The sequence below is a fragment of the Pseudomonas sp. SIMBA_068 genome (assembly GCF_046534705.1).
GTDB lineage: Bacteria > Pseudomonadota > Gammaproteobacteria > Pseudomonadales > Pseudomonadaceae > Aquipseudomonas > Aquipseudomonas putida.
The window spans coordinates 148,365-169,181 of the sequence record NZ_JAWRYI010000005.1 but is presented as its reverse complement, the minus strand read 5'-3'; the positions used below and the strand labels follow the sequence as shown (position 1 = coordinate 169,181).

At 63.4% G+C, this 20,817-nt stretch carries 20 protein-coding genes and 1 pseudogene; 14 read left to right on the top strand and 7 right to left on the bottom strand.

Translation table 11 applies throughout. From position 1 onward, the window contains the following. Nucleotides 1–5: 5 nt before the first annotated feature. Nucleotides 6–542, bottom strand: a complete 537-nt coding sequence (locus SB756_RS14315; protein ID WP_410911011.1) for a PilN domain-containing protein — start codon at nucleotides 540–542, stop codon at nucleotides 6–8. Continuing rightward, a complete protein-coding gene (gene pilM / locus SB756_RS14310; RefSeq protein WP_341797005.1) occupies nucleotides 539–1,420 on the bottom strand; it encodes a type IV pilus biogenesis protein PilM in 882 nt (293 codons plus the stop codon). Before pilM ends, SB756_RS14315 begins: the two co-directional genes overlap by 4 nt. Nucleotides 1,421–1,613: 193 nt before the next feature. Between pilM and SB756_RS14305 the strand changes: the two genes are divergently transcribed. Further along, nucleotides 1,614–4,064: a penicillin-binding protein 1A gene (locus tag SB756_RS14305; RefSeq protein WP_410911054.1), complete on the top strand. Its 2,451-nt coding sequence runs from the start codon at nucleotides 1,614–1,616 to the stop codon at nucleotides 4,062–4,064. Nucleotides 4,065–4,220: 156 nt separating this feature from the next. Here the strand turns inward: SB756_RS14305 and SB756_RS14300 are convergent, their stop codons facing one another. The 3 genes from SB756_RS14300 to rpmE form a co-directional block, all read right to left on the bottom strand. Then, a complete protein-coding gene (locus SB756_RS14300) occupies nucleotides 4,221–5,489 on the bottom strand; it encodes a malic enzyme-like NAD(P)-binding protein (protein ID WP_016502048.1) in 1,269 nt (422 codons plus the stop codon). A 178-nt stretch (nucleotides 5,490–5,667) separates the two neighbouring features. Next, nucleotides 5,668–6,489: a thermonuclease family protein gene (locus SB756_RS14295; RefSeq protein ID WP_410911010.1), complete on the bottom strand. Its 822-nt coding sequence runs from the start codon at nucleotides 6,487–6,489 to the stop codon at nucleotides 5,668–5,670. A gap of 2 nt (nucleotides 6,490–6,491) precedes the next feature. Next, nucleotides 6,492–6,707 (bottom strand): 50S ribosomal protein L31, encoded by a 216-nt coding sequence (gene rpmE / locus SB756_RS14290; RefSeq protein ID WP_016489630.1) that lies wholly within the window; start codon nucleotides 6,705–6,707, stop codon nucleotides 6,492–6,494. A 167-nt stretch (nucleotides 6,708–6,874) separates the two neighbouring features. On the opposite strand from rpmE, the gene SB756_RS14285 reads away from it, so the two are divergent. The 3 genes from SB756_RS14285 to SB756_RS14275 all read left to right on the top strand — a co-directional run bounded on the left by SB756_RS14285 (nucleotide 6,875) and on the right by SB756_RS14275 (nucleotide 11,651). Further along, nucleotides 6,875–9,094, top strand: coding sequence for a primosomal protein N' (locus tag SB756_RS14285; protein ID WP_041167932.1), 2,220 nt, complete (start codon nucleotides 6,875–6,877; stop codon nucleotides 9,092–9,094). A gap of 120 nt (nucleotides 9,095–9,214) precedes the next feature. Beyond that, on the top strand, nucleotides 9,215–10,951 hold the full coding sequence (argS, locus tag SB756_RS14280) for an arginine--tRNA ligase (protein WP_410911009.1): 1,737 nt from the start codon (nucleotides 9,215–9,217) through the stop codon (nucleotides 10,949–10,951). A 1-nt stretch (nucleotide 10,952) separates the two neighbouring features. Then, nucleotides 10,953–11,651 (top strand): SPOR domain-containing protein, encoded by a 699-nt coding sequence (locus SB756_RS14275; RefSeq protein ID WP_341797010.1) that lies wholly within the window; start codon nucleotides 10,953–10,955, stop codon nucleotides 11,649–11,651. A 65-nt stretch (nucleotides 11,652–11,716) separates the two neighbouring features. Here SB756_RS14275 and SB756_RS14270 read toward each other — a convergent pair whose 3' ends face one another. After that, nucleotides 11,717–12,133, bottom strand: coding sequence for an NINE protein (locus tag SB756_RS14270; protein WP_016489634.1), 417 nt, complete (start codon nucleotides 12,131–12,133; stop codon nucleotides 11,717–11,719). A gap of 166 nt (nucleotides 12,134–12,299) precedes the next feature. On the opposite strand from SB756_RS14270, the gene SB756_RS14265 reads away from it, so the two are divergent. Then, complete coding sequence (locus tag SB756_RS14265; RefSeq protein ID WP_341797011.1) at nucleotides 12,300–12,926, top strand: C40 family peptidase; 627 nt, start codon at nucleotides 12,300–12,302, stop codon at nucleotides 12,924–12,926. Between the two features lie 111 nt (nucleotides 12,927–13,037). Here the strand turns inward: SB756_RS14265 and SB756_RS14260 are convergent. Next, nucleotides 13,038–14,029: pseudogene (locus tag SB756_RS14260) on the bottom strand (type IV pilus twitching motility protein PilT). A gap of 65 nt (nucleotides 14,030–14,094) precedes the next feature. Between SB756_RS14260 and SB756_RS14255 the strand changes: the two are divergent. From SB756_RS14255 to SB756_RS14215, 9 genes are all read left to right on the top strand, one after another. Continuing rightward, a complete protein-coding gene (locus SB756_RS14255; RefSeq protein WP_410911008.1) occupies nucleotides 14,095–14,781 on the top strand; it encodes a YggS family pyridoxal phosphate-dependent enzyme in 687 nt (228 codons plus the stop codon). A 38-nt stretch (nucleotides 14,782–14,819) separates the two neighbouring features. Next, on the top strand, nucleotides 14,820–15,638 hold the full coding sequence (gene proC, locus SB756_RS14250) for a pyrroline-5-carboxylate reductase (RefSeq protein ID WP_410911007.1): 819 nt from the start codon (nucleotides 14,820–14,822) through the stop codon (nucleotides 15,636–15,638). A gap of 10 nt (nucleotides 15,639–15,648) precedes the next feature. Next, nucleotides 15,649–16,239 (top strand): YggT family protein, encoded by a 591-nt coding sequence (locus SB756_RS14245; RefSeq protein ID WP_016502058.1) that lies wholly within the window; start codon nucleotides 15,649–15,651, stop codon nucleotides 16,237–16,239. A gap of 88 nt (nucleotides 16,240–16,327) precedes the next feature. Continuing rightward, the gene (locus SB756_RS14240; protein ID WP_341797015.1) at nucleotides 16,328–17,467 is read left to right on the top strand and encodes a homoserine O-succinyltransferase MetX; all 1,140 of its coding nucleotides are present in this window, start codon (nucleotides 16,328–16,330) and stop codon (nucleotides 17,465–17,467) included. Nucleotides 17,468–17,474: 7 nt separating this feature from the next. Continuing rightward, nucleotides 17,475–18,095 (top strand): methionine biosynthesis protein MetW, encoded by a 621-nt coding sequence (gene metW / locus SB756_RS14235; protein WP_016502060.1) that lies wholly within the window; start codon nucleotides 17,475–17,477, stop codon nucleotides 18,093–18,095. Between the two features lie 22 nt (nucleotides 18,096–18,117). Beyond that, nucleotides 18,118–18,552, top strand: a complete 435-nt coding sequence (locus SB756_RS14230) for a DUF4426 domain-containing protein (RefSeq protein ID WP_410911006.1) — start codon at nucleotides 18,118–18,120, stop codon at nucleotides 18,550–18,552. Beyond that, a complete protein-coding gene (rdgB, locus tag SB756_RS14225) occupies nucleotides 18,549–19,145 on the top strand; it encodes an RdgB/HAM1 family non-canonical purine NTP pyrophosphatase (RefSeq protein WP_353456619.1) in 597 nt (198 codons plus the stop codon). The genes SB756_RS14230 and rdgB overlap by 4 nt, the downstream gene beginning before the upstream one ends. After that, nucleotides 19,142–20,317 (top strand): radical SAM family heme chaperone HemW, encoded by a 1,176-nt coding sequence (hemW, locus tag SB756_RS14220; RefSeq protein ID WP_410911005.1) that lies wholly within the window; start codon nucleotides 19,142–19,144, stop codon nucleotides 20,315–20,317. Before rdgB ends, hemW begins: the two co-directional genes overlap by 4 nt. Nucleotides 20,318–20,326: 9 nt before the next feature. Beyond that, nucleotides 20,327–20,653: a DUF3392 domain-containing protein gene (locus SB756_RS14215; protein ID WP_016502064.1), complete on the top strand. Its 327-nt coding sequence runs from the start codon at nucleotides 20,327–20,329 to the stop codon at nucleotides 20,651–20,653. Nucleotides 20,654–20,817 lie beyond the last annotated feature (164 nt).

Sequence of the window (20,817 nt, the reverse complement as noted above, 5' to 3'; positions counted from 1 at the left end):
TGCATTCACGACCAGAACGCCGAAACGCGCGCAACGAGCAGAAATTCATCGCCACCCGGCATGCTCCTGACGCGCTTGAGCGCCAGATCGAGCAGAACACCCGACCGATCCAGATCGCGCATGAACTGCGCAACCACGGCGCCGGACGTAGCCAGCCCGGTCATCTGCAGATGGCCGTTTTCCAAGCTGAGGTCGAGTAGCTGGACCCCAACCGGTAGCGCCCTTTCGAGGTCAGCGAATACATCGCCCAGAACACCCTGCTGGGCACGCAAGCCCTCTAGCGCTGCCGAGCGTGCGATGAGCGCGTCATGCTGTGCACGCACATCAGCCAGCGGCTGCAGTTGCTCGACCAGCACCTCAAGGGCGGCATGGTGTTGGGCATTGGCCACCGCCTGTTGCTGCCCGCGCTGACGGGCCAACTGGTCGACCAGCGTCACGGCGCACAGCGCCAGCAGTGCGCCGGCCATCAGCTGGGTGCGAAAGCGCCGAAGCGCCGCCTCGCGCTGCCGCTCACGCCAGGGCATCAGGTTAAGCCGCATCATGGGCGCAACCCTCCAAGCGCCAGGGCGCACGCCAGGAGCATCGTGCCGTCAACGTGTTCCAGCCCCTTCAGGCCAGGTAAAGGCCTGCACGGCGTAGTCAGCTGGTGGCCAAGGTTTTGCAACCAGGTTGGGTCCACCGATGAGCTGCTGGTAATCCACAGGCCACCAGGCAAATGCTCATCGGCAAGCAGCGCGTGCAGTTGCTCCGACAACTGCCCCATGTTGTTCAGCCCCTGCACTTGAAGCTCACGACGCTGGTAAGGCCGGCCGGGCTGCCAGTCATAAAGCACTGCGCTGTGCGCTTCGACCCGCAGCAGTGCCGAACCTTCGAGGCAGCCCTGAGGCAACATGCGGCACAAGGCAATGTTGTCGACCTCGATAGCCTCCAGTTGCAACCCGGCCTCTTCGACGATGGCATCAAGAGACGCCAACGCACTTTGCCGACACGCGGCCACCATCACCTCGGCGCACCCCGGTTGCGTGCGGGATGCCCCCAAGACTTGAAAGTCCAGGGCCAGGTCCTCCAACGGAAACGGAAACAGCCGCTCGGCATCGGCCAGCAACTGCGTCTCCAGTTCTGCCCCGGCCTGCTCCATCGGCAAATGGCACCGCTTGCAGATCACCTGGCTGGCCGGTAACGCCAACGCTACCCGACGCTGCCTGAGGCCGCTGCGCTGGTAGGCACGGCGCAGGGCTGCCACCACGGTAGCAGGCTCCGCGACCCAATCCTTGCCTGCCAGTAATTCGAACGGCTCTTGTGCCGATGCAAGCACCCGGCAGCGCCGATTGCGCCGCTGAAGTTGCACAACACGAACAGCGTCAGGGGCAATTTCCACCCCCACGAGTGAACTGGCATCCTTGCCAAAGCGTCCTAACATGCGGCTTCCTTGCTGCCTGCTGCAGCGGTCGATCGCAACCCCGCGTCAACACTAGGCCCGGCCTGCCCATCGAGGCGACGGGCAGCCTGGCCGGTAACCCGGAGAGGCGAAAAAATGCTTATAATGCCCAGCGCTTTCTGGTCCGCCGGGCCTGCGTGCAACCCACTCTCAACCTGGACACCGAAAAGCCTTGATACGTCTGCTGAAGTTCTTCTGGTGGTCTTCCGTCGCAGTCATTTGCGCGCTCGTACTCGGTGTGAGCGGTGCGTTTCTGTATCTTAGCCCCAGCCTGCCCTCGGTCGAGTCCCTCAGAAGCATCCAGTTGCAGATCCCCCTCAGGGTGTACAGCAGCGACGGCAAACTGATTGCCGAATTCGGCGAAATGCGCCGCTCGCCGATCCGTTTCGCGGAAATTCCGCCACAGTTCATTCAGGCGCTTCTGTCAGCCGAGGACGACAATTTCCTCAATCACTACGGTGTCGACCCCAGCAGCCTGATGCGTGCAGCGACCCAGCTGGTGAAAACCGGGCACATCCAGACCGGCGGCAGCACCATCACCATGCAGGTGGCGAAGAACTTCTTCCTCACCAGCGAACGCAGCTTCTCGCGCAAGACCAACGAGATCCTGCTGGCCCTGCAGATCGAGCGTGAACTGACCAAGGACGAGATCCTTGAGCTGTACGTGAACAAGATCTACCTGGGCAACCGCGCCTACGGCATCGATGCCGCCGCGCAGGTGTACTACGGCAAATCGATCCGCGACGTGAGCCTGGCGCAGATGGCGATGATCGCCGGCCTGCCCAAGGCACCGTCACGCTTCAACCCGCTGGCCAACCCGGTGCGTGCCAAGGAGCGCCGCGACTGGATCCTCGGCCGCATGTACAAGCTGGGCAAGATCGACCAGGCCAGCTACCAGACCGCCCTGGCCGAGCCGCTCAATGCCAGCTACCACGTGCCGACGCCTGAGGTGAATGCGCCTTACATCGCCGAAATGGCCCGCGCCGAAATGGTCGGCCGCTACGGCAGCGACGCCTACACCGAAGGCTTCCGCGTCACCACCACGGTGCCCAGCGACATGCAGGACATGGCCAACAAGGCCATCCTCAAAGGCCTGTCTGATTACGACGAACGCCACGGCTACCGTGGCCCCGAAGCACGCTTCCCGGGCCGCACACAGGCAGCCTGGCTGCAGGAGCTGGGCAAGCAGCGCATCCTTGGCGGCCTGGAGCCGGCCATCGTCACCCATGTCGACAAAACCGGCCTCCAGGTACTGACCCGGGACGGCCAGCAAGCCGAAGTTGCCTGGGACACCATGAAATGGGCGCGCCCGTTCATCAACAGTAACGCCCAGGGCCGCTCACCACAGTCGCCGGCAGACGTGGCGCAGGTCGGTGACCTGGTGCGCCTGCAGCGCCTGGAAGATGGCAAGCTCAAGTTCAGCCAGGTGCCTGGTGCGCAAAGCGCCCTGGTCACCCTCGACCCTTACAACGGTGCCATCCGCGCGCTGGTTGGCGGCTTCTCGTTCGAGCAGAGCAACTACAACCGCGCCATGCAGGCCAAGCGCCAGCCGGGTTCGAGCTTCAAGCCGTTCATCTACAGTGCTGCGCTGGACAGCGGCTACACCGCATCCACCCTGGTCAACGATGCGCCGATCGTGTTCGTCGACGAATCCGTGGACAAAGTGTGGCGTCCGAAGAACGACACCAACACCTTCCTCGGCCCGATCCGCCTGCGCGAAGCGCTGTACAAGTCGCGCAACCTAGTGTCGATCCGCTTGCTGCAGGCCATGGGTGTAGACCGCACCATCGACTACATCGCCAAGTTCGGCTTCAACAAGCAGGACCTGCCGCGCAACCTGTCGCTGGCCCTGGGCACCGCCACCCTGACCCCTATGGAAATCGCCACAGGCTGGAGCACCTTTGCCAACGGCGGCTACAAGGTCACCCCGTACCTGATCGACCGCATCGAAAGCCGCAACGGCGAAACCCTGTTCACCGCCAACCCGCCCCGCGTACCGCAAGGTGCCGAGGACCAGGCTGGCCTGGCGGCACCCGAACAGCCGATCAGCACTGCTGCCATGCCAGGTGAGGCGCCATCCGCCTTCAGCCAGGTGGCCGCTGCACCGCAAACGCCGGCTGTGGCTGAGCAGATCGTCGACGGGCGCACCACCTACATCCTCACCAGCATGCTGCAGGACGTGATCAAGCGCGGTACCGGCCGCCGGGCGCTGGCCTTGGGCCGCACCGACCTGGCGGGCAAGACCGGTACTACCAACGAGTCCAAGGACGCCTGGTTCTCCGGCTACAACGCCGATTACGTGACCACCGTATGGGTCGGTTTCGACCAGCCGGAAACCCTCGGCCGCCGCGAGTACGGCGGCACGGCGGCGCTGCCGATCTGGATGAGCTTCATGGGCGCGGCGCTCAAGGACAAGCCGGCGCATGCACCCGCAGAACCGGAAGGCATCCTCAGCCTGCGCGTCGACCCGATCAGCGGCCGCGCTGCTTCCCCAAGCACGCCGAATGCCTTCTTCGAGCTGTTCAAGGCCGAAGATTCGCCACCCTCGGTGGATGAACTGGGCAATGGCGCAGCACCGGGCAGCCCGCTGCCGGCCGATGAAGCGGCGCCGATGGACCTGTTTTAAGGCAGGGCGGCTGACTCAGGTTTTGCGTGGGCGCTCGATCTCATAGGCGCCACAAGTACCCTGACGAACACCTGGCAGCCCTGACGCATTCCAACGCCCCAACAAAAAGCCCCGGCTCATGCGAGCCGGGGCTTTTTTGTGTCGCTACAGCGGCAATCAGCCGTTGAATACTTCATCCACGCTGGTCAGCGGGTAGTGCTTCGGATACGGCAGGGTAGCCACGCCGGATTCGATGGCGGCCTTGGCCACTGCGTCGGAAACGACGGTGATCAGGCGTGCGTCCAGCGGCTTCGGAATGATGTACTCACGACCGAACTCCAGGCCTTCGACACCGTAGGCTTCGCACACTTCTTTCGGCACTGGCAGCTTGGCCAGGTCCTTCAGGGCGATGGCGGCGGCGATCTTCATTTCTTCGTTGATACGCTTGGCACGAACGTCCAGGGCACCACGGAAGATGAACGGGAAGCCCAGTACGTTGTTGACCTGGTTCGGGTAGTCGGAACGACCGGTGGCCATGATCACGTCGTTGCGAGTGGCGTGCGCCAGCTCAGGCGAGATTTCCGGATCCGGGTTCGAGCAGGCGAACACGATCGGGTTGGCAGCCATCGACTTCAGGCCTTCAGGGCTCAGCAGGTTCGGGCCGGACAGGCCTACGAACACGTCAGCACCGTCGAGCGCGTCGGCCAGGGTGCGCTTGTCGGTAGCGTGGGCGAACTGGGCCTTGTACTGGTTCAGATCGTCACGGCCAGCGTGGATGACACCGCTGCGGTCGATCATGTAGATGTTTTCGACCTTGCCACCCATGCTCACCAGCAGCTTCATGCAGGAGATGGCAGCAGCCCCGGCACCCAGGCAGACGATCTTGGCGTCTTCGAGCTTCTTGCCGGCGATTTCCAGGGCGTTGATCATGCCGGCCGCGGTAACGATGGCGGTACCGTGCTGGTCATCGTGGAACACCGGGATGTCGCACTGTTCGATCAGGGTGCGCTCGATTTCGAAGCACTCAGGTGCCTTGATGTCTTCGAGGTTGATGCCACCGAAGGTGATCGAGATACGGCGAACGGTGTCGATGAACGCTTGCGGGCTTTCCGATTCGACTTCGATGTCGAACACGTCAATACCAGCGAAACGCTTGAACAGAACGCCCTTGCCTTCCATGACCGGCTTGGAAGCCAGTGGGCCGAGGTCACCCAGACCGAGGATGGCGGTGCCATCGGAAATCACCGCAACCAGGTTGCCTTTGCCGGTGTATTTGTAAGCCAGCTCTGGATCACGGCCGATTTCACGCACGGGCTCAGCAACACCTGGGCTGTAGGCCAGGGCGAGGTCACGGGCGGTGGCAGTGGGCTTGGAGAGTTCGACGCTCAGTTTCCCCGGACGAGGTTGAGCGTGGTATTCGAGAGCGGCGGTTTTCAGGTCTGACATGGTGGGCATTCCGCTATTTACTGTTCTGACGGACCGCCGAGGATACGCAAAGAGCCGGGGAGTCACAAGACTGGTCGGTCACTTGTGTCAAGGCCTTTAGCCTACGACTTTACGCTATAACCCACGGGGGCATACGGCTAACAGTGTGTACAATCCAATAGCGAAATGTCTACATCTTTTAGCCTGAAAAACGCTCCAACATGCTCGGATCGGTCAATGGCAACACCCAGCGTCGCTGCCCAGGCTTCAGGCCGCCCTTGCGGGAACGGTCCAGCATCCAGCCTCGCGCTTCGACCTGGCGTCCCTTGAGGTTATCGAAGAAGCTGGCGGGGAAGTTGCGTTGCAGACGAGCGGGAACCTGCAGCACCACAGTGTCGTCCAGGGTGAGCCAGACCCCACCACGGTTGCGCTCGATACCCTTGATGCGGCCACCGACCACAACGAAACCCGACTGCCTGACATTGCCTGCAGGCACCACGGGCGAGCGTCGCCATACACCGATACCGCCCTTGCGCGCCGCTTGCTCGGCAACCTGCAGGCAGCCGCTGAGGCTTACATTGGGGGCAACTGCAACGCGGTAGCCCAAACCCTCGCTGAGCAACCGTGCTTCCATATTGTCGCCATTCAGGCCATAGATATGCGCCAGTGTGCGGCCATATTTGTCTTTTCCCTCAACGCCCGGCACCAGGCCGACGCGGCCGTCACTGGCATTGACCAACGCTTGAAGACGTCGCCTGGCGGCCTCGGCATAGGGCTCGCTGGTGCGCCCTTTGCGGCCGACTTCCGGGGTATTGATGCCGATCAGGCGCACGCTGCGGCCATCGACCAGGCGCAAGGTATCGCCATCCACCACCTGGCGTACCTGCACTTGCTGTGGCTGCTCCGGCAGCGGGCAGAACGCCAGGGCCGGGAAATGCCAGATGACGCCCATAAAAAAAGCGCCCACAAGGGGCGCTTTTTTTTGCAGCAATGCGAAACCCGAGGGGTTCGCCATGCGCATGATTACTTCTTGGCACCGAACATGCCGAAGCGATCGGCGAACTTCTGTACGCGACCACCGGTGTCCAAGACTTTCTGCTTACCGGTGTAGAACGGGTGGCACAGGTTGCAAACGTCGATCGACAGGGTGTTGCCCAGGGTCGAACGGCTTTCGAACTTGTTGCCGCAGCTGCAGGTGACTGCAACTACTTCATAGTTCGGGTGGATACCTTCTTTCATGGTCGCTTCCTCGAGCTGCGTGCCGCCATCCAACACCAATTGTTGAATACCGCACGTAATTAGGCGGCAAATAATACCAGAGCGCTGCGCTAGTGCAAGTTGTCGCTTGCACCGACCGTCGTCTGCTAGGCTCGCCAGTCTTTGATACGCCCTCCGAGACCTTCCGCGTGCCCGACGTCATCCTGCGCCTTGCCCTGCCCTCCCCGCTGCGTCGCCTGTTCGACTACAAGGCACCCGCGAGCATGGCGCGCCAGGCCTTGACCCCAGGCATGCGCATTCGCGTGCCATTCGGCCGCCGCGAGATGATAGGCGTGCTGGTGGAGGTGTGCGCACAGAGCGAGGTGCCCGCCGACAAGCTCAAGCCGGCCAGCGCCCTGCTCGATCCGGTATCGCCGATCCCGCCATCGCTATTCAAACTGTGCCTGTGGACCGCCCAGTACTACCAGCACAGCCTGGGCGATACCCTGAGCTGGGCCCTGCCGACGCTATTGCGCCAGGGCGAACCTGCCGAGATGCGCCAGGAGCGCTTCTGGCATATTGCCCCCGGTGCCCGCCTGGAAGACCCCCGGATCGCCCGCGCGCCGCGCCAGCGCGACGCCCTCAAGACCCTGGCCCAGCACCCGCACGGCGTGGCCCACAGCCTGCTGGCCAAGCTCAACCTGAACAAGGACAGCCTCGACCTTCTGCTGGCCAAGGAGCTGGTGCAGATTGAAGTCCGCCGGCACTCGCCGGCGCTACGCCACGAACACTGGCTGGCGCAGCCGGAACTGCCGCTCAACGATGAGCAGCGCGACGCCTTTGACGCCGTGCGCGAAGGCTTTGGGGGCTTTGGCGCGTTCCTGCTGGCCGGCGTCACCGGCAGCGGCAAGACCGAGGTCTACCTGCAGCTGATTCGTGAAACCCTGGAAGCCGGGAAGCAGGCGCTGGTGCTGATCCCGGAGATCAACCTCGGCCCACAGACCCTGGCGCGCTTCGAGCAACGCTTCAACGCCCGCATCGCGCTGCTGCATTCGGCGGTGAACGACCGCGAGCGCCTGGACGCCTGGCTGGCTGCCCGGGACGGCGAGGCCGACATCATCATCGGCACCCGCTCGGCATTGTTCACGCCGATGAAAAACCCCGGCCTGATCATCATCGACGAGGAGCACGACGGCTCCTATAAACAGCAGGAGGGGCTGCGCTATCACGCCCGCGACCTGGCACTGGTGCGCGCCCACCAGGAGAACATCCCGATCCTGCTAGGTTCTGCCACGCCGTCGCTGGAAACCCTGCACAACGCCCTGACCGGTCGCTACCGCCTGCTGCGCATGAACCAGCGCGCCGGTGGCGCCCGCCCGCCGCGCATGCTACGCCTGGATGTAAAGAGCCTGCCACTGGACAGCGGTATCAGCGGCCCGCTGCAGCAAGCCATCCGCCAGACCCTGGAGGCAGGCCAGCAAGTGCTGGTGTTCCTCAACCGCCGCGGCTTCGCCCCGACCTTGCTGTGCCACGATTGTGGCTGGCTGTCCGAGTGCCCGCGCTGTGATGCACGCATGACCGTGCACCAGCGTTCTGGCGTGCTGCGCTGCCACCACTGTGGCTACGACGAACGCCTGCCGCACCAGTGCCCGCAGTGCAACCACGTGGACCTGCGCCCGGTCGGCGCGGGCACCGAGCGCGCCGAAGAACGCCTGAAGGTGCTGTTCCCGGACTACCCGATCCTGCGGGTGGACCGCGACAGCACGGCGCGCAAGGACGCCATGCACAACCTGTTCACTACCATACAGCGCGGCCAGCCGAGCATCCTGGTCGGTACGCAGATGCTTGCCAAGGGCCACCACTTCCCCCGGGTGACTCTGGTGGCCATCCTCGACGCCGATGGTGGGCTGTTCTCGGGTGATTTTCGCGCCAGTGAGCGCATGGCGCAGCTGATCGTGCAGGTGGCCGGGCGCGCCGGGCGGGCCGAAGAGCCAGGCAAGGTCATCATCCAGACCCACCTGGCCGACCACCCGCTGTTGGTGCAGCTTACCGAGCAGGGCTACTTCGCCTTTGCCGAACAGGCCCTGGACGAACGCCGCGCCGCCGGGCTGCCGCCTTACTCCCACCTGGCCCTGCTGCGTGCCGAAGCGCACAAGCCGGGGCAGGCCGAAGGTTTCCTCGACGAAGCCTGCGCCGCCGCCGAACGCCTGGTGGCCGAGCAGCGCCTGCCGGGCATCGAACTGCTGGGCCCGGTGCCGGCGCCCATGGAACGCCGCGCCGGGCGCTTCCGCGCGCAACTGTTGATACAGGCCAATACCCGGGCGCCTTTGCATCGACTGATCAGTGCCTGGTTGCTAGTGTTGGAGCAGATGCCCAGCGGGCGCCAGGTACGTTGGTCGCTGGACGTCGACCCGGTCGACCTGTACTGACCTCTGGCGCTGCTTTGCAGCCCCAAAGGTTGGCAACCCGCTCCCGGCAACGGATAATGCCCAGTTTTTCCACCTGCGCATCCAGGCGCTCACCGCGCTTGCGGTCGAAAAGAGATCCCCATGAAAGACACCATTCGCCAGCTGATCCAGCAAGCCCTCACCCAACTCGTCACCGACGGTGTGCTGCCTGACGGGCTGTCGCCGGCGATCCAGGTGGAAAACGCCCGGGACAAGACCCACGGCGACTTCGCCAGCAACATCGCCATGATGCTGGCCAAGCAGGCAGGCATGAAGCCACGCGACCTGGCTGAAAAACTGATCGCCGCCCTGCCCGCCAGCGCCGACATCAGCAAGGTGGAAATCGCTGGCCCCGGCTTCCTCAACTTCTTCCAGAACACCGAAGCCCTGGCCAACCGCCTGGATGCCGCCCTGGCCGATGACCATCTGGGCGTGCGCAAGGCCGGCCCGCGCGAAAAGGTCGTCATCGACATGTCGGCGCCAAACCTGGCCAAAGAGATGCACGTCGGCCACCTGCGCTCGACCATCATCGGTGACAGCGTCGCACGCGTGCTGGAATTCCTGGGTGACAACGTCATTCGCCAGAACCACGTCGGCGACTGGGGCACCCAGTTCGGCATGCTGATGGCCTACCTGCAGGAAAACCCGATCACCAGCGACGAGCTGTCGGACCTGGAGAACTTCTACCGGGCGGCGAAGAAGCGCTTCGACGAATCGGAAGAGTTCGCCACGCGCGCCCGTGGCCTGGTGGTCAAGCTGCAAGCCGGCGACCCTGAGTGCCTGGCCCTGTGGACCCGCTTCAAGGACATCTCGCTGTCGCACTGCCAGAAGACTTACGAGCTGCTCAACGTCAAATTGACCATGGCCGACGTGATGGGCGAAAGCGCCTACAACGACGACCTGGCCAACGTGGTGGCCGACCTCAAGGCCAAGGGCCTGCTGGTCGAAGACCAGGGCGCCCAGTGCGTGTTCCTGGAAGAATTCAAGAACAGCGAAGGCGAACCCCTGCCGGTGATCGTGCAAAAAGCCGACGGCGGCTACCTGTACGCCACCACCGACCTGGCCGCAGTGCGCTATCGCAGCAACGTGCTCAACGCTGACCGCGCTCTGTACTTCGTCGACCAGCGCCAGGCCCTGCACTTCAACCAGGTATTCGAAGTGGCACGCCGTGCAGGCTTTGTCGGCCACCCGATGCAGATGGAGCACATGGGCTTCGGTACCATGAACGGCGCCGACGGCCGCCCGTTCAAGACCCGTGACGGCGGGACCGTCAAGCTGATCGACCTGCTAACCGAGGCCAAGGAGCGCGCCTACGCGCTGGTCAAGGAAAAGAACCCGACCCTGGCTGACGAAGATCTGCGCCACATCGGCGAAGTGGTTGGCATTGGCGCAGTGAAATACGCCGACCTGTCCAAGCACCGCACCAGCGACTACAGCTTCAACTTCGAGCTGATGCTCAACTTCGAAGGCAACACCGCCCCGTACCTGCTGTATGCCTACACCCGCGTAGCCGGCGTATTCCGCAAGCTGGGCAAGGGCTTTGACGAAGTCGAAGGCAAGATCGTGCTGCAGGCCGCCCACGAGCAGGACCTGGCTGCGCGCCTGGCGCAGTTTGGCGAAACCCTCAATAGCGTCGCCGAAAAAGGCACGCCGCACGTGCTGTGCAGCTACCTGTACGACCTGGCCGGGCTGTTCTCCAGCTTCTACGAGAACTGCCCGATCCTCGCCGCCGACACCCCGGAGCAACAGCAAAGCCGCCTGCGCCTGGCCGCCCTGACCGGCCGTACCCTCAAACAAGGTCTGGAACTGCTCGGCCTGGAAACCCTGGAGCGCATGTAAGTTGGCTGCCAAGAAAAAACCCGCCCCAAAACGCGGCGCCAGCCGCCAGACGGCACCGGCCAAACAGCCGATCCCTGGTTGGGTATGGATGGCCGTTGGCCTCACCGTCGGCGCGTTCATCGTGTTCCTGATGAAGCTCGAGCCCGGTGGCGATGACATCAAGCGCGCCAAGCCCGATCAGCAGAAGCCGGAGAAAGTGGCCGAAGCGAGCAAGCCTGCGCAGGCCACCCCACAGCAGCCGGTGAAGCCGAAGTACGACTTCTACACCCTGCTGCCGGAGTCCGAGGTGATCGTGCCGCCGGAGGCCGTGCCCGAGAAGACACCACCGGTACCCGCCCAGCCGGTGACCCCGGTGACGCCGGCAGAAGCTGCGAAAATCGACACCGCCCGCGCCCAGGCGGCGTTGCTGGGCCAGACCCCGCCACCGCCACCGCCGGTGATCAAGCCGGCTGCGACCACCCAGTACTTCCTGCAGGCTGGCTCGTTCCGCAAGCAGGCCGATGCCGACAAGGTCCGCGCGCAGATCATCCTGCTGGGCCAGTCGGTGAAGGTGGAGTCGGGTACGGTCAAGGACGAGACGTGGTACCGCGTACTGGTCGGGCCGTTCACCAACCGTGAACAGCTGACCGGTGCGCAGAAGCAACTGGCTGGGGCCGGGTTCAGCAACCTGCTGCTGCAACAACGGCAGACGCGGCAGTAACCCAGCAACAAAAAAGGCCTTGCCGCTTCGGTGCGACAAGGCCTTTTCATTACCCGCGAAGCATTTCAACGCAAGGCGTTACGCTCGGAGACCTGGCTGTTCAACGTCCAGAAATCGTACAGCACCCCCACCAGGAACAAGCCGCCGGTAAAGAAGTAGATGATCGCGGTGATCCACTTGCCCTGATACAGCCGGTGCAGGCCAAACACCCCTAGGAAGGTCAGCAGAACCCAGGCGATGTTGTAATCGATACGGCCAGACTGGAACCTCAGATCGGCTTCACGGTCCATGGACGGGATCAGAAACAGGTCGATCAGCCAACCGATGCCCAGCAGGCCGAAGGTAAAGAACCAGAGGGTCCCGGTAATCGGCTTGCCGTAATAGAAACGATGCGACCCGGTGAAGCCAAAAATCCACAGCAGGTAACCAATGGTCTTGCTGTGGGTGTCGTGAAAAGGCGCCCCCTGTTGATAACTGTTCATGCGTAGCCCTCGTGGGTTATCCGAAAATTTTCTAAAAAAAAATGTGACTTTCTCGTCGCAGGCCGACGTACGGCACCTGGGCAATCGACCAACGGATCAAAGATTGATCAAAAAGCTGTTATAAAGTTGCGCGCCCAACACATAACTATTCATAAGAGCTTCATCTATGCCGCCTTTGATCAAGACATGGCTGACCCTCTGCCTATTATTGCCCCTGGCCGCCCACGCCACCAATCGTGAGCAACGTCTTCCCAATGGTTTCACCGGCTATACCACCAATGCCTCGGTGAAACACGCGCCGGTCAAGCAGACCGCACTACGCGCACGCCCGAGCAATGCCGCCAGCAACCGCGGCTTGCCAGTGGCTGCCATGTCGCCGAAGCAGAGCAGCGATGTGCTCAGCCGTGCCGTGAATGTGCTCGGTACCCCTTACGTTTGGGGTGGCAGCAGCCCGAAAAAAGGCTTTGACTGCAGCGGGCTGGTGAAATACGCCTTCAACGATGTCGCCGACGTCGACCTGCCGCGCACCTCCAATGCCATGGCCCAAGGCCACGGCGTCAAGGTGGCCAAGGGTGACCTCAAGCCTGGCGACCTGATTTTCTTCAACATCAAGAGCCGCCGGGTGAACCATGTTGCCATCTACCTGGGCAACGACCGCTTCATCCACGCACCACGGCGTGGCAAGCGGGTAAGCATCGACAACCTGAGCAAGCCCTACTGGCAAAAACACTACGTAGTGGCCAAGCGGGTGCTGCCGAAGGAACAGCAGCAGCTGAACCTGGCCAAGCGCTAACAGGTCCGGCCTCGTCGCGGGCACGCCCGCTCCCACAGGTACAGCACAGCCTTCGAACCCTGTGCCGTACCTGTGGGAGCGGGCGTGCCCGCGAAGAGGCCTGAGCAGGCACTATAACCCTCTGATCAGTCCGCTCTCCTTAAGCTCCCGCATCGCCCCCTCCATCGTCCGCATCCCCTGCGCCGCCCCGCCCTGCATCACCGAACACAACTGCGCCATTCGCCCCTCCCGCACCAGGTTGCGCACCGCCGGCGTCGCCACCAGCACTTCCCGCGCCGCCACCCGCCCACACGCCTGACCAGTACCTGCGCCACTACAAGGCGCAACGACTCGGCCAACATCGCTCGCACCAAGGGCTTTTCCTCGGCAGCAAACACCTCCACCAACCGGTCAACGCTGCTGGCCGCCGATCGCGTATGCACGGTCGCCAGCACCAGGTGCCCGGTCTCGGCTGCGCGCAAGGCCAGGCGAACGCTTTCCAGGTCACGTAGCTCACCGATCATGATCACATCCGGGTCCTGGCGCAGCGCACTGCGCAGCCCCTGGGCGAAGCCGCAGCTATGGCGGCCAATCTCACGCTGGTTGATCAGGCTGCGCTGGCTGCTGTGGATAACTTCGACCGGGTCTTCTAGGGTGATGATGTGCAGCGCCCGTTCGCGGTTCAGCTGGTCGATCAACGTCGCCAGGGTGCTGGACTTGCCACTGCCGGTAGGCCCACCGACCAGAATCAGGCCATCAGTGCATTGCGCAACAGCTTGATACACATCCCCCAAGTCGAGCTCATCCAGCGTGGCGATCCGCCCCGGAATCAGCCGGAAGGTAGCCCCGGGGCCGTTCAGTTGGCGAAACAGGTTCAGCCGAAAGCGGCCAAGCGCAGGCAACTCCAGCGCCAGGTCCAGCTCATCGCCCTGGGCCCATTGCCGCCGTTGGTGTTCAGCCAGCAAGGGCGCCATGCCTTCGGCCAGGTCTGCCGGCACCAGAGCCGGCAAATTCATGCGTTGCAAGTCACCCTCAAGGCGCAGCATCGGGATCTGGCCCGCCGCCAGGTGCAGGTCCGAAGCCCCCGCATCCACGGCCCGGGCCAACAGGTCGGTCACATCCATGAGACTCCCCAAAGGCCTTCAAGTAGGTAGAATGCCGCAGACCCTACAGCCGCCGGCATCCGTCCATGTCCACCCTAGCAGACAACCTTTCCGCTATTTCCGCCCGTATCGCCAGCGCTGCCCAGGCTGCCGGGCGCGATCCGGCCAGCGTTCAGTTGCTGGCCGTGAGCAAGACCAAGCCCGCCAGTGCCATTCGCGAAATCCACGCCGCTGGCGTGCGCGATGTCGGGGAAAACTACCTACAGGAAGCGCTGACAAAGCAGCAGGAGCTAAGCGACCTGCCCTTGATCTGGCACTTCATCGGCCCCATTCAGTCGAACAAGACCAAAGCCATCGCCGAGCATTTCGACTGGGTGCATTCCGTGGACCGCCTGAAAATTGCCCAACGCCTGTCCGAGCAGCGCCCTGCCGGCCTGGCGCCACTGAACCTCTGCCTGCAAGTGAACGTGAGCGGCGAAGTCAGCAAGTCTGGCTGCGCCCCCGCCGACCTTCCGGCCCTGGCCAAGGCCGTAGCCGGGCTGCCCAACCTGCGCTTGCGCGGGTTGATGGCAATCCCCGAGCCCACCGACGACCGCGCCGCCCAGGAAGCTTCCTTCGCCCGCTTGCGCCAGTTGCAGGAAAGCCTGGGCCTTGGCCTGGACACCCTGTCCATGGGCATGAGCCACGACCTGGAAGCGGCTATCGCACAGGGTGCGACCTGGGTACGCATCGGCACCGCCCTGTTCGGTGCCCGCGACTACGGCCAAAACTGACTCCATGCTTTACTCACTCTTCCCCACAAGGACCTGACATGAGCAAGACACGTATTGCCTTTATCGGCGCCGGCAACATGGCCGCCAGCCTGATCGGTGGTTTGCGTGCCCAGGGCCTGGACGCCTCGCAGATCCGCGCCAGCGACCCGGGCGCCGAGACCCGCACCCGCATCCAGGCCGAGCACGGCATCGAAACGTTCGAGAACAACGCCCAGGCCATCGACGGCGCCGACGTCATCGTCCTGGCGGTCAAGCCGCAGGTCATGAAAGCCGTGTGCCAGGCCCTGCAACCCAACCTGCAGGATGGCCAACTGATCGTTTCCATCGCCGCCGGCATCACCTGTGCCAGCCTGCAAAGCTGGCTGGGCGCTCGCCCGGTGGTGCGCTGCATGCCCAATACCCCTGCGCTGCTGCGCCAGGGCGTAAGCGGCCTGTACGCAACCGCTGAAGTGTCCGACACGCAGCGCCAGCAGGCCGAACAACTGCTGTCGGCTGTCGGCACGGCCCTGTGGCTGGATCAGGAACAACAACTGGACGCCGTGACCGCAGTGTCCGGCAGCGGCCCTGCGTACTTCTTCCTGCTGATCGAGGCCATGACCGCAACAGGCGAAAAGCTCGGCCTGCCACGTGAAACCGCTTCCCGGCTGACCTTGCAGACCGCCCTTGGCGCTGCCCGCATGGCGGTTGCCAGCGATGTCGATGCCGCCGAGCTGCGCCGCCGCGTCACCTCGCCCGCCGGCACCACCGAAGCTGCGATCAAATCGTTCCAGGCCAGCGGCTTCGAAGCCATCGTCGAGCAGGCGCTGCAGGCTGCGGCCACGCGCTCCGCCGAACTGGCCGAACAACTGGGCAAATAAGGAGCTTTAGATGAATGCACTGTCCGGCGCCGCGATCTTCGTGGTGCAAACCCTGGTCAGCCTCTACCTGGTGATCGTCCTGCTGCGTTTTGTCCTGCAACTGGTCAAAGCCAACTTCTATAACCCGCTGTGCCAGTTCGCAGTGCGCGCCACGCAGCCGCTGCTCAAGCCAATCCGCCGGATCATCCCCAGCATCGGTGGGCTGGACACCTCGTCGCTGCTGCTGGCGGTCATCATCCAGGCCCTGCTGATGGGCTTCGTGCTGATGGTCACCTACGGCACCTTCGGTGACGTCCTGCACCTGCTGATGTGGGCGATCATCGGCATCACCTCGCTGTTCCTGAAGATTTTCTGGGTGGCGATGATTGTCATGGTCATCGTCTCCTGGGTTGCCCCCAACAGCCACAACCCGGCCGCCGAGCTGGCCTATCAGATCAGCGAGCCGGTGCTGGCACCGTTCCGCCGCCTCGTGCCCAACCTGGGCGGCATGGACATCTCGCCGATCTTCGCCTTCCTGGCGATCCAGGTGATCCAATCGTTCGTCATGCCCCCGCTGGCCGCCTACGCAGGCATGCCACAAGAACTGTGGCGCATGATCTGACCCTGGTTGCTTCCAGCGGCAAGCCTTTGCTTGCCGCTGGGGGTAGCGCTCTTTAGACTTACGCCTCCGTCAAGCGTGAGCAGGGTCGATGTCCACTGTCTTTCCCGAAGATTCCGTCGGTCTGGTAGTACCGCAAACCGCCCGGTTCGATGAACCGCTGGCACTGGCTTGTGGCCGCTCCCTGGCCAGTTACGAGCTGGTCTACGAGACCTATGGCACCCTGAACGCCAGCGCGAGCAACGCCGTGCTGATCTGCCATGCCCTGTCCGGCCACCACCATGCCGCCGGCTACCATGCCGCCACCGACCGCAAACCGGGATGGTGGGACAGCTGCATCGGCCCTGGCAAACCGATCGACACCAACCGCTTCTTCGTGGTCAGCCTGAACAACCTCGGCGGCTGCAACGGCAGCACCGGCCCCAGCAGCGTGAACCCGGCCACCGGCAAGCCTTATGGCGCCGACTTCCCGGTGTTGACCGTAGAGGACTGGGTACACAGCCAAGTGCGCCTGGGCGAGCGCCTGGGCATCCAGCAATGGGCCGCTGTCGTCGGCGGCAGCCTGGGCGGCATGCAGGCCCTGCAATGGACCATCAGCTACCCGGAGCGTGTGCGCCATTGCGTCGACATCGCCTCGGCACCCAAGCTGTCGGCGCAGAACATCGCCTTCAACGAAGTAGCTCGCCAGGCAATCCTCACCGACCCCGAATTCCATGGGGGTTCGTTCCAGGATCAGGGTGTGATTCCCAAGCGCGGCCTGATGCTGGCACGCATGGTCGGTCACATCACCTACCTGTCCGACGACTCGATGGGTGAGAAATTTGGCCGTGAACTGAAAAGCGACAAGCTCAACTACGACTTCCACAGCGTCGAGTTCCAGGTCGAAAGCTACCTGCGCTACCAGGGCGAGGAGTTTTCTGGCCGTTTCGACGCCAACACCTACTTGCTGATGACCAAGGCGCTGGACTACTTCGACCCGGCCGCAGCTCAAGGCGGTGACCTGGCTGCCACCCTGGCTCACGTGAAGGCGGATTACTGCATCATGTCGTTCACCACCGACTGGCGCTTCTCGCCGGCCCGCTCGCGCGAGATCGTCGACGCCCTGATGGCTGCGCGCAAGAACGTCTGCTACCTGGAGATCGAATCGCCTTACGGGCACGATGCCTTCCTGATCCCCACGCCTCGCTACATCCAGGGTTTCTCGAACTACATGAACCGCATTGCCATCTGAGGACAGCATGAGAGCCGATCTGGAAATCATCCACGACTGGATCCCCGCCGGCAGCCGGGTACTCGACCTGGGCTGCGGCAGCGGCGAACTGCTGGCCTCGCTGCGTGACCGCAAGCAGGTCACCGGCTATGGCCTGGAGATCGACGCCGACAACATCGCCGCCTGCGTGGCCAAGGGCGTCAACGTCATCGAGCAGGACCTGGACAAGGGCCTGGGCAACTTCGCCAGCAACAGTTTCGACGTAGTGATCATGACCCAGGCCCTGCAGGCCGTGGAGTACCCCGACCGCATCCTCGACGAGATGCTGCGTGTGGGCCGCCAGTGCATCATCACCTTCCCCAACTTCGGCCACTGGCGCTGCCGCTGGTACCTGGCGACCAAAGGCCGCATGCCAGTATCGGACTTCATGCCGTATACCTGGTACAACACGCCGAACATCCACTTCTGCACCTTCGCCGACTTCGAGGAGCTGGTGCACGAACGCAGGGCCAAGGTGCTTGACCGCCTGGCCGTCGACCACTTGCACCGCAACGGGTGGGGTGGCCGGCTTTGGCCTAATCTTCTAGGTGAGATCGGCATCTACCGCGTCAGCAGCCCGGGCCTGCCAGAGCACCAGCTCGCTGTCTGACGCCCACCGGAGGAATTGCCCCATGCGTCGCCTAGCCCTGTTCCTGATCAGCCTGTGCCTGGCATTGCCGGTACTGGCTGCCGATGCCGCCCGGCCCGAGCGCAAGGAAGTGTTTGGCGACGTGACGGTGCATTACAGCGCATTCACGTCGAGCATGCTTACACCCAAGGTGGCCGCAGCCACCGGGCTGATACGCAGCAAGAATCAGGGCGTGCTCAACATTACCGTGCTCAAGGCCGACAAACCTGCCATGGCGGTGGTCAGCGGCACCGTCAAGGACCTGACCGGGCGCAGCAGCCCGCTGTCGTTCAAGCAGGTTAACGAACAGGGCGCGGTGTACTACATCGCCCAGTTCAAGATCGACCAGCCAGAAACCGTCACCTTCGACCTGAACATCGAAACAGGCGGCATCAGTAACTCCCTCAGCTTCAACCAGGAAGTGTTCCCAGGCGAATGATGAATTTCCAGCAACTCGTATTGGCCAGCCATAACGCCGGCAAACTCAAGGAACTCCAGGCCATGCTCGGCCAGTCCGTGCAGCTGCGCTCGATTGGCGAGTTCAGCCAGGTCGAGCCGGAAGAAACCGGCCTGTCGTTTGTCGAGAACGCCATCCTCAAGGCACGCAACGCCGCGCGTATTTCCGGCCTGCCGGCCCTGGCCGACGATTCTGGCCTGGCCGTGGACTTCCTCGGTGGTGCGCCGGGTATCTACTCGGCACGCTATGCCGACGGCAAGGGTGACGCAGCGAACAACGCCAAGCTGCTCGAGGCCCTGAAAGACGTGCCCGAAGGCGAGCGCGGCGCGCAGTTCGTCTGCGTCCTGGCGCTGGTGCGCCATGCCGACGACCCGTTGCCGATCCTGTGCGAAGGCCTGTGGCACGGCAGCATCCTGTTCGAAGCCAGCGGCGAGCACGGTTTCGGCTACGACCCGCTGTTCTGGGTACCGGAGCGCAACTGCTCCAGCGCCGACCTGGCCCCGGCAGATAAAAACCAGCTCAGCCACCGCGCCCGTGCCATGGCCCTGCTGCGCCAACGTCTGGGCCTGGCATGATCGAAATGCTGTCCTCTCCCGGCGCGGCGGCCTTTACCAGCCTGCCGCCGCTGGCGCTGTACATCCACATCCCGTGGTGCGTACGCAAATGCCCTTACTGCGACTTCAACTCCCACGCTGCCGGGCCTGAACTGCCGGAAGACGCCTACGTCTCGGCCCTGCTGGACGACCTTGACCAGGAGCTGGCCGCCGTACAGGGCCGCCCGATCAGCTCGATCTTCTTTGGTGGCGGTACACCCAGCCTGTTTAGTGCCAACGCCCTGGGGCGGCTGCTGCGCGGCGTGGAACAACGCATCCCGTTCGCGCCAGACATCGAAATCACCCTGGAGGCCAACCCGGGTACCTTCGAGCAGGACAAGTTCAAGGCCTACCGGCAAACCGGCATCAACCGCCTGTCCATCGGCGTACAGAGCTTCCAGCCAGCCAAGCTGGAGGCGCTGGGACGCATCCACAATGGTGACGAAGCGGTCCGTGCTGCCGGCATGGCGCGTGCTGCCGGCTTCGACAACTTCAACATGGACCTGATGCACGGCCTGCCCGACCAGTCGCTGGATGACGCGCTGGGTGACCTGCGCCAGGCCATCGACCTGGGGCCGACGCACCTGTCGTGGTACCAGCTGACAGTGGAACCGAACACGGTGTTCTGGAACCAGCCGCCAGAGCTGCCCGAGGACGACATCCTCTGGGACATCCAGGAGGCCGGCCAGGCAGTGATGGCCGAGCACGGCTATCGCCAATACGAGGTCTCGGCCTATGCCCAGGCGGGCCGTGCAGCCCAGCACAACCTCAACTACTGGCGCTTTGGCGACTTCATCGGCATTGGTGCCGGTGCACACGGCAAGCTGACCTTCGCCGACGGCCGCATCCTGCGCACCTGGAAAACCCGCCTGCCCAAGGACTACCTGAACCTGGCCAAGCCGTTCAAGGCCGGCGAGAAGCTGCTGCCGGTCGACGAGCTGCCGTTCGAGTTCCTGATGAACGCCTTGCGCCTGACCGATGGCGTGGAAGCCGAACTGTTCACCCAGCGCACTGGTTTGCCGCTTGCACAACTGCGCGAGGCACGCCGCGCCGCCGAACAAAAAGGCCTTTTACAGGTCGAACCGGATCGACTGGTAGCCACGCCAAGGGGCCAGTTGTTCCTCAACGACCTGCTGCAGTATTTCTTGACCTAAGGATGACCCATGGATCTGGTACTTGATCTACTCGCGACGGTTTCCCGCTGGAGCCGCGGCAATCTGTCGGAGATTTCCCTGGCCTTGGTAGGCTGCCTGCTGGTGCTGTTCGGCAGCGATGTCAAAGCCTGGGCCGAACAACGCCTCGGTGGCCTGGCGGGTGCACTGCGGGTGCCGTTCATGGCGCTGATGGTGATGGTGGGCAGCGGTGCGGCACTGATCTACGCCACGCCGTGGGTGGTGAAGGGGCTGGGCCAGTTCAACAACTACGCGCTGGCGCCGGTGTTGCTGGTGGTGCTGGTGTTGATTGGTGTGGTGGCTGATCGCCGAGGGTAAGGGTTGCAAAAAGCTGCCCCGGGAAACCAGGGCAGCCCTACCACCTGACTAGCCCTTAACGGGCATCATCGAAGTGGTCACGCATGAAGTCCCGAACGGTCTTGAGCACAATCAAGATCCGAATGAGCTTCCAGACGCGGCTCAGCGCATCAAGCAAACGCTTC

What these genes read in the sequence shown, in the direction of transcription:
- SB756_RS14315 (WP_410911011.1), bottom strand. Translation starts at nt 542, where the DNA reads ATGATGCGGCTTAACCTGATGCCCTGGCGTGAGCGGCAGCGCGAGGCG.
- pilM (WP_341797005.1), bottom strand. Translation starts at nt 1,420, where the DNA reads ATGTTAGGACGCTTTGGCAAGGATGCCAGTTCACTCGTGGGGGTGGAA.
- SB756_RS14300 (WP_016502048.1), bottom strand. Translation starts at nt 5,489, where the DNA reads ATGTCAGACCTGAAAACCGCCGCTCTCGAATACCACGCTCAACCTCGT.
- SB756_RS14295 (WP_410911010.1), bottom strand. Translation starts at nt 6,489, where the DNA reads ATGCGCATGGCGAACCCCTCGGGTTTCGCATTGCTGCAAAAAAAAGCG.
- rpmE (WP_016489630.1), bottom strand. Translation starts at nt 6,707, where the DNA reads ATGAAAGAAGGTATCCACCCGAACTATGAAGTAGTTGCAGTCACCTGC.
- argS (WP_410911009.1), top strand. Translation starts at nt 9,215, where the DNA reads ATGAAAGACACCATTCGCCAGCTGATCCAGCAAGCCCTCACCCAACTC.
- SB756_RS14270 (WP_016489634.1), bottom strand. Translation starts at nt 12,133, where the DNA reads ATGAACAGTTATCAACAGGGGGCGCCTTTTCACGACACCCACAGCAAG.
- SB756_RS14265 (WP_341797011.1), top strand. Translation starts at nt 12,300, where the DNA reads ATGCCGCCTTTGATCAAGACATGGCTGACCCTCTGCCTATTATTGCCC.
- SB756_RS14255 (WP_410911008.1), top strand. Translation starts at nt 14,095, where the DNA reads ATGTCCACCCTAGCAGACAACCTTTCCGCTATTTCCGCCCGTATCGCC.
- proC (WP_410911007.1), top strand. Translation starts at nt 14,820, where the DNA reads ATGAGCAAGACACGTATTGCCTTTATCGGCGCCGGCAACATGGCCGCC.
- SB756_RS14245 (WP_016502058.1), top strand. Translation starts at nt 15,649, where the DNA reads ATGAATGCACTGTCCGGCGCCGCGATCTTCGTGGTGCAAACCCTGGTC.
- SB756_RS14240 (WP_341797015.1), top strand. Translation starts at nt 16,328, where the DNA reads ATGTCCACTGTCTTTCCCGAAGATTCCGTCGGTCTGGTAGTACCGCAA.
- metW (WP_016502060.1), top strand. Translation starts at nt 17,475, where the DNA reads ATGAGAGCCGATCTGGAAATCATCCACGACTGGATCCCCGCCGGCAGC.
- SB756_RS14230 (WP_410911006.1), top strand. Translation starts at nt 18,118, where the DNA reads ATGCGTCGCCTAGCCCTGTTCCTGATCAGCCTGTGCCTGGCATTGCCG.
- rdgB (WP_353456619.1), top strand. Translation starts at nt 18,549, where the DNA reads ATGATGAATTTCCAGCAACTCGTATTGGCCAGCCATAACGCCGGCAAA.
- hemW (WP_410911005.1), top strand. Translation starts at nt 19,142, where the DNA reads ATGATCGAAATGCTGTCCTCTCCCGGCGCGGCGGCCTTTACCAGCCTG.
- SB756_RS14215 (WP_016502064.1), top strand. Translation starts at nt 20,327, where the DNA reads ATGGATCTGGTACTTGATCTACTCGCGACGGTTTCCCGCTGGAGCCGC.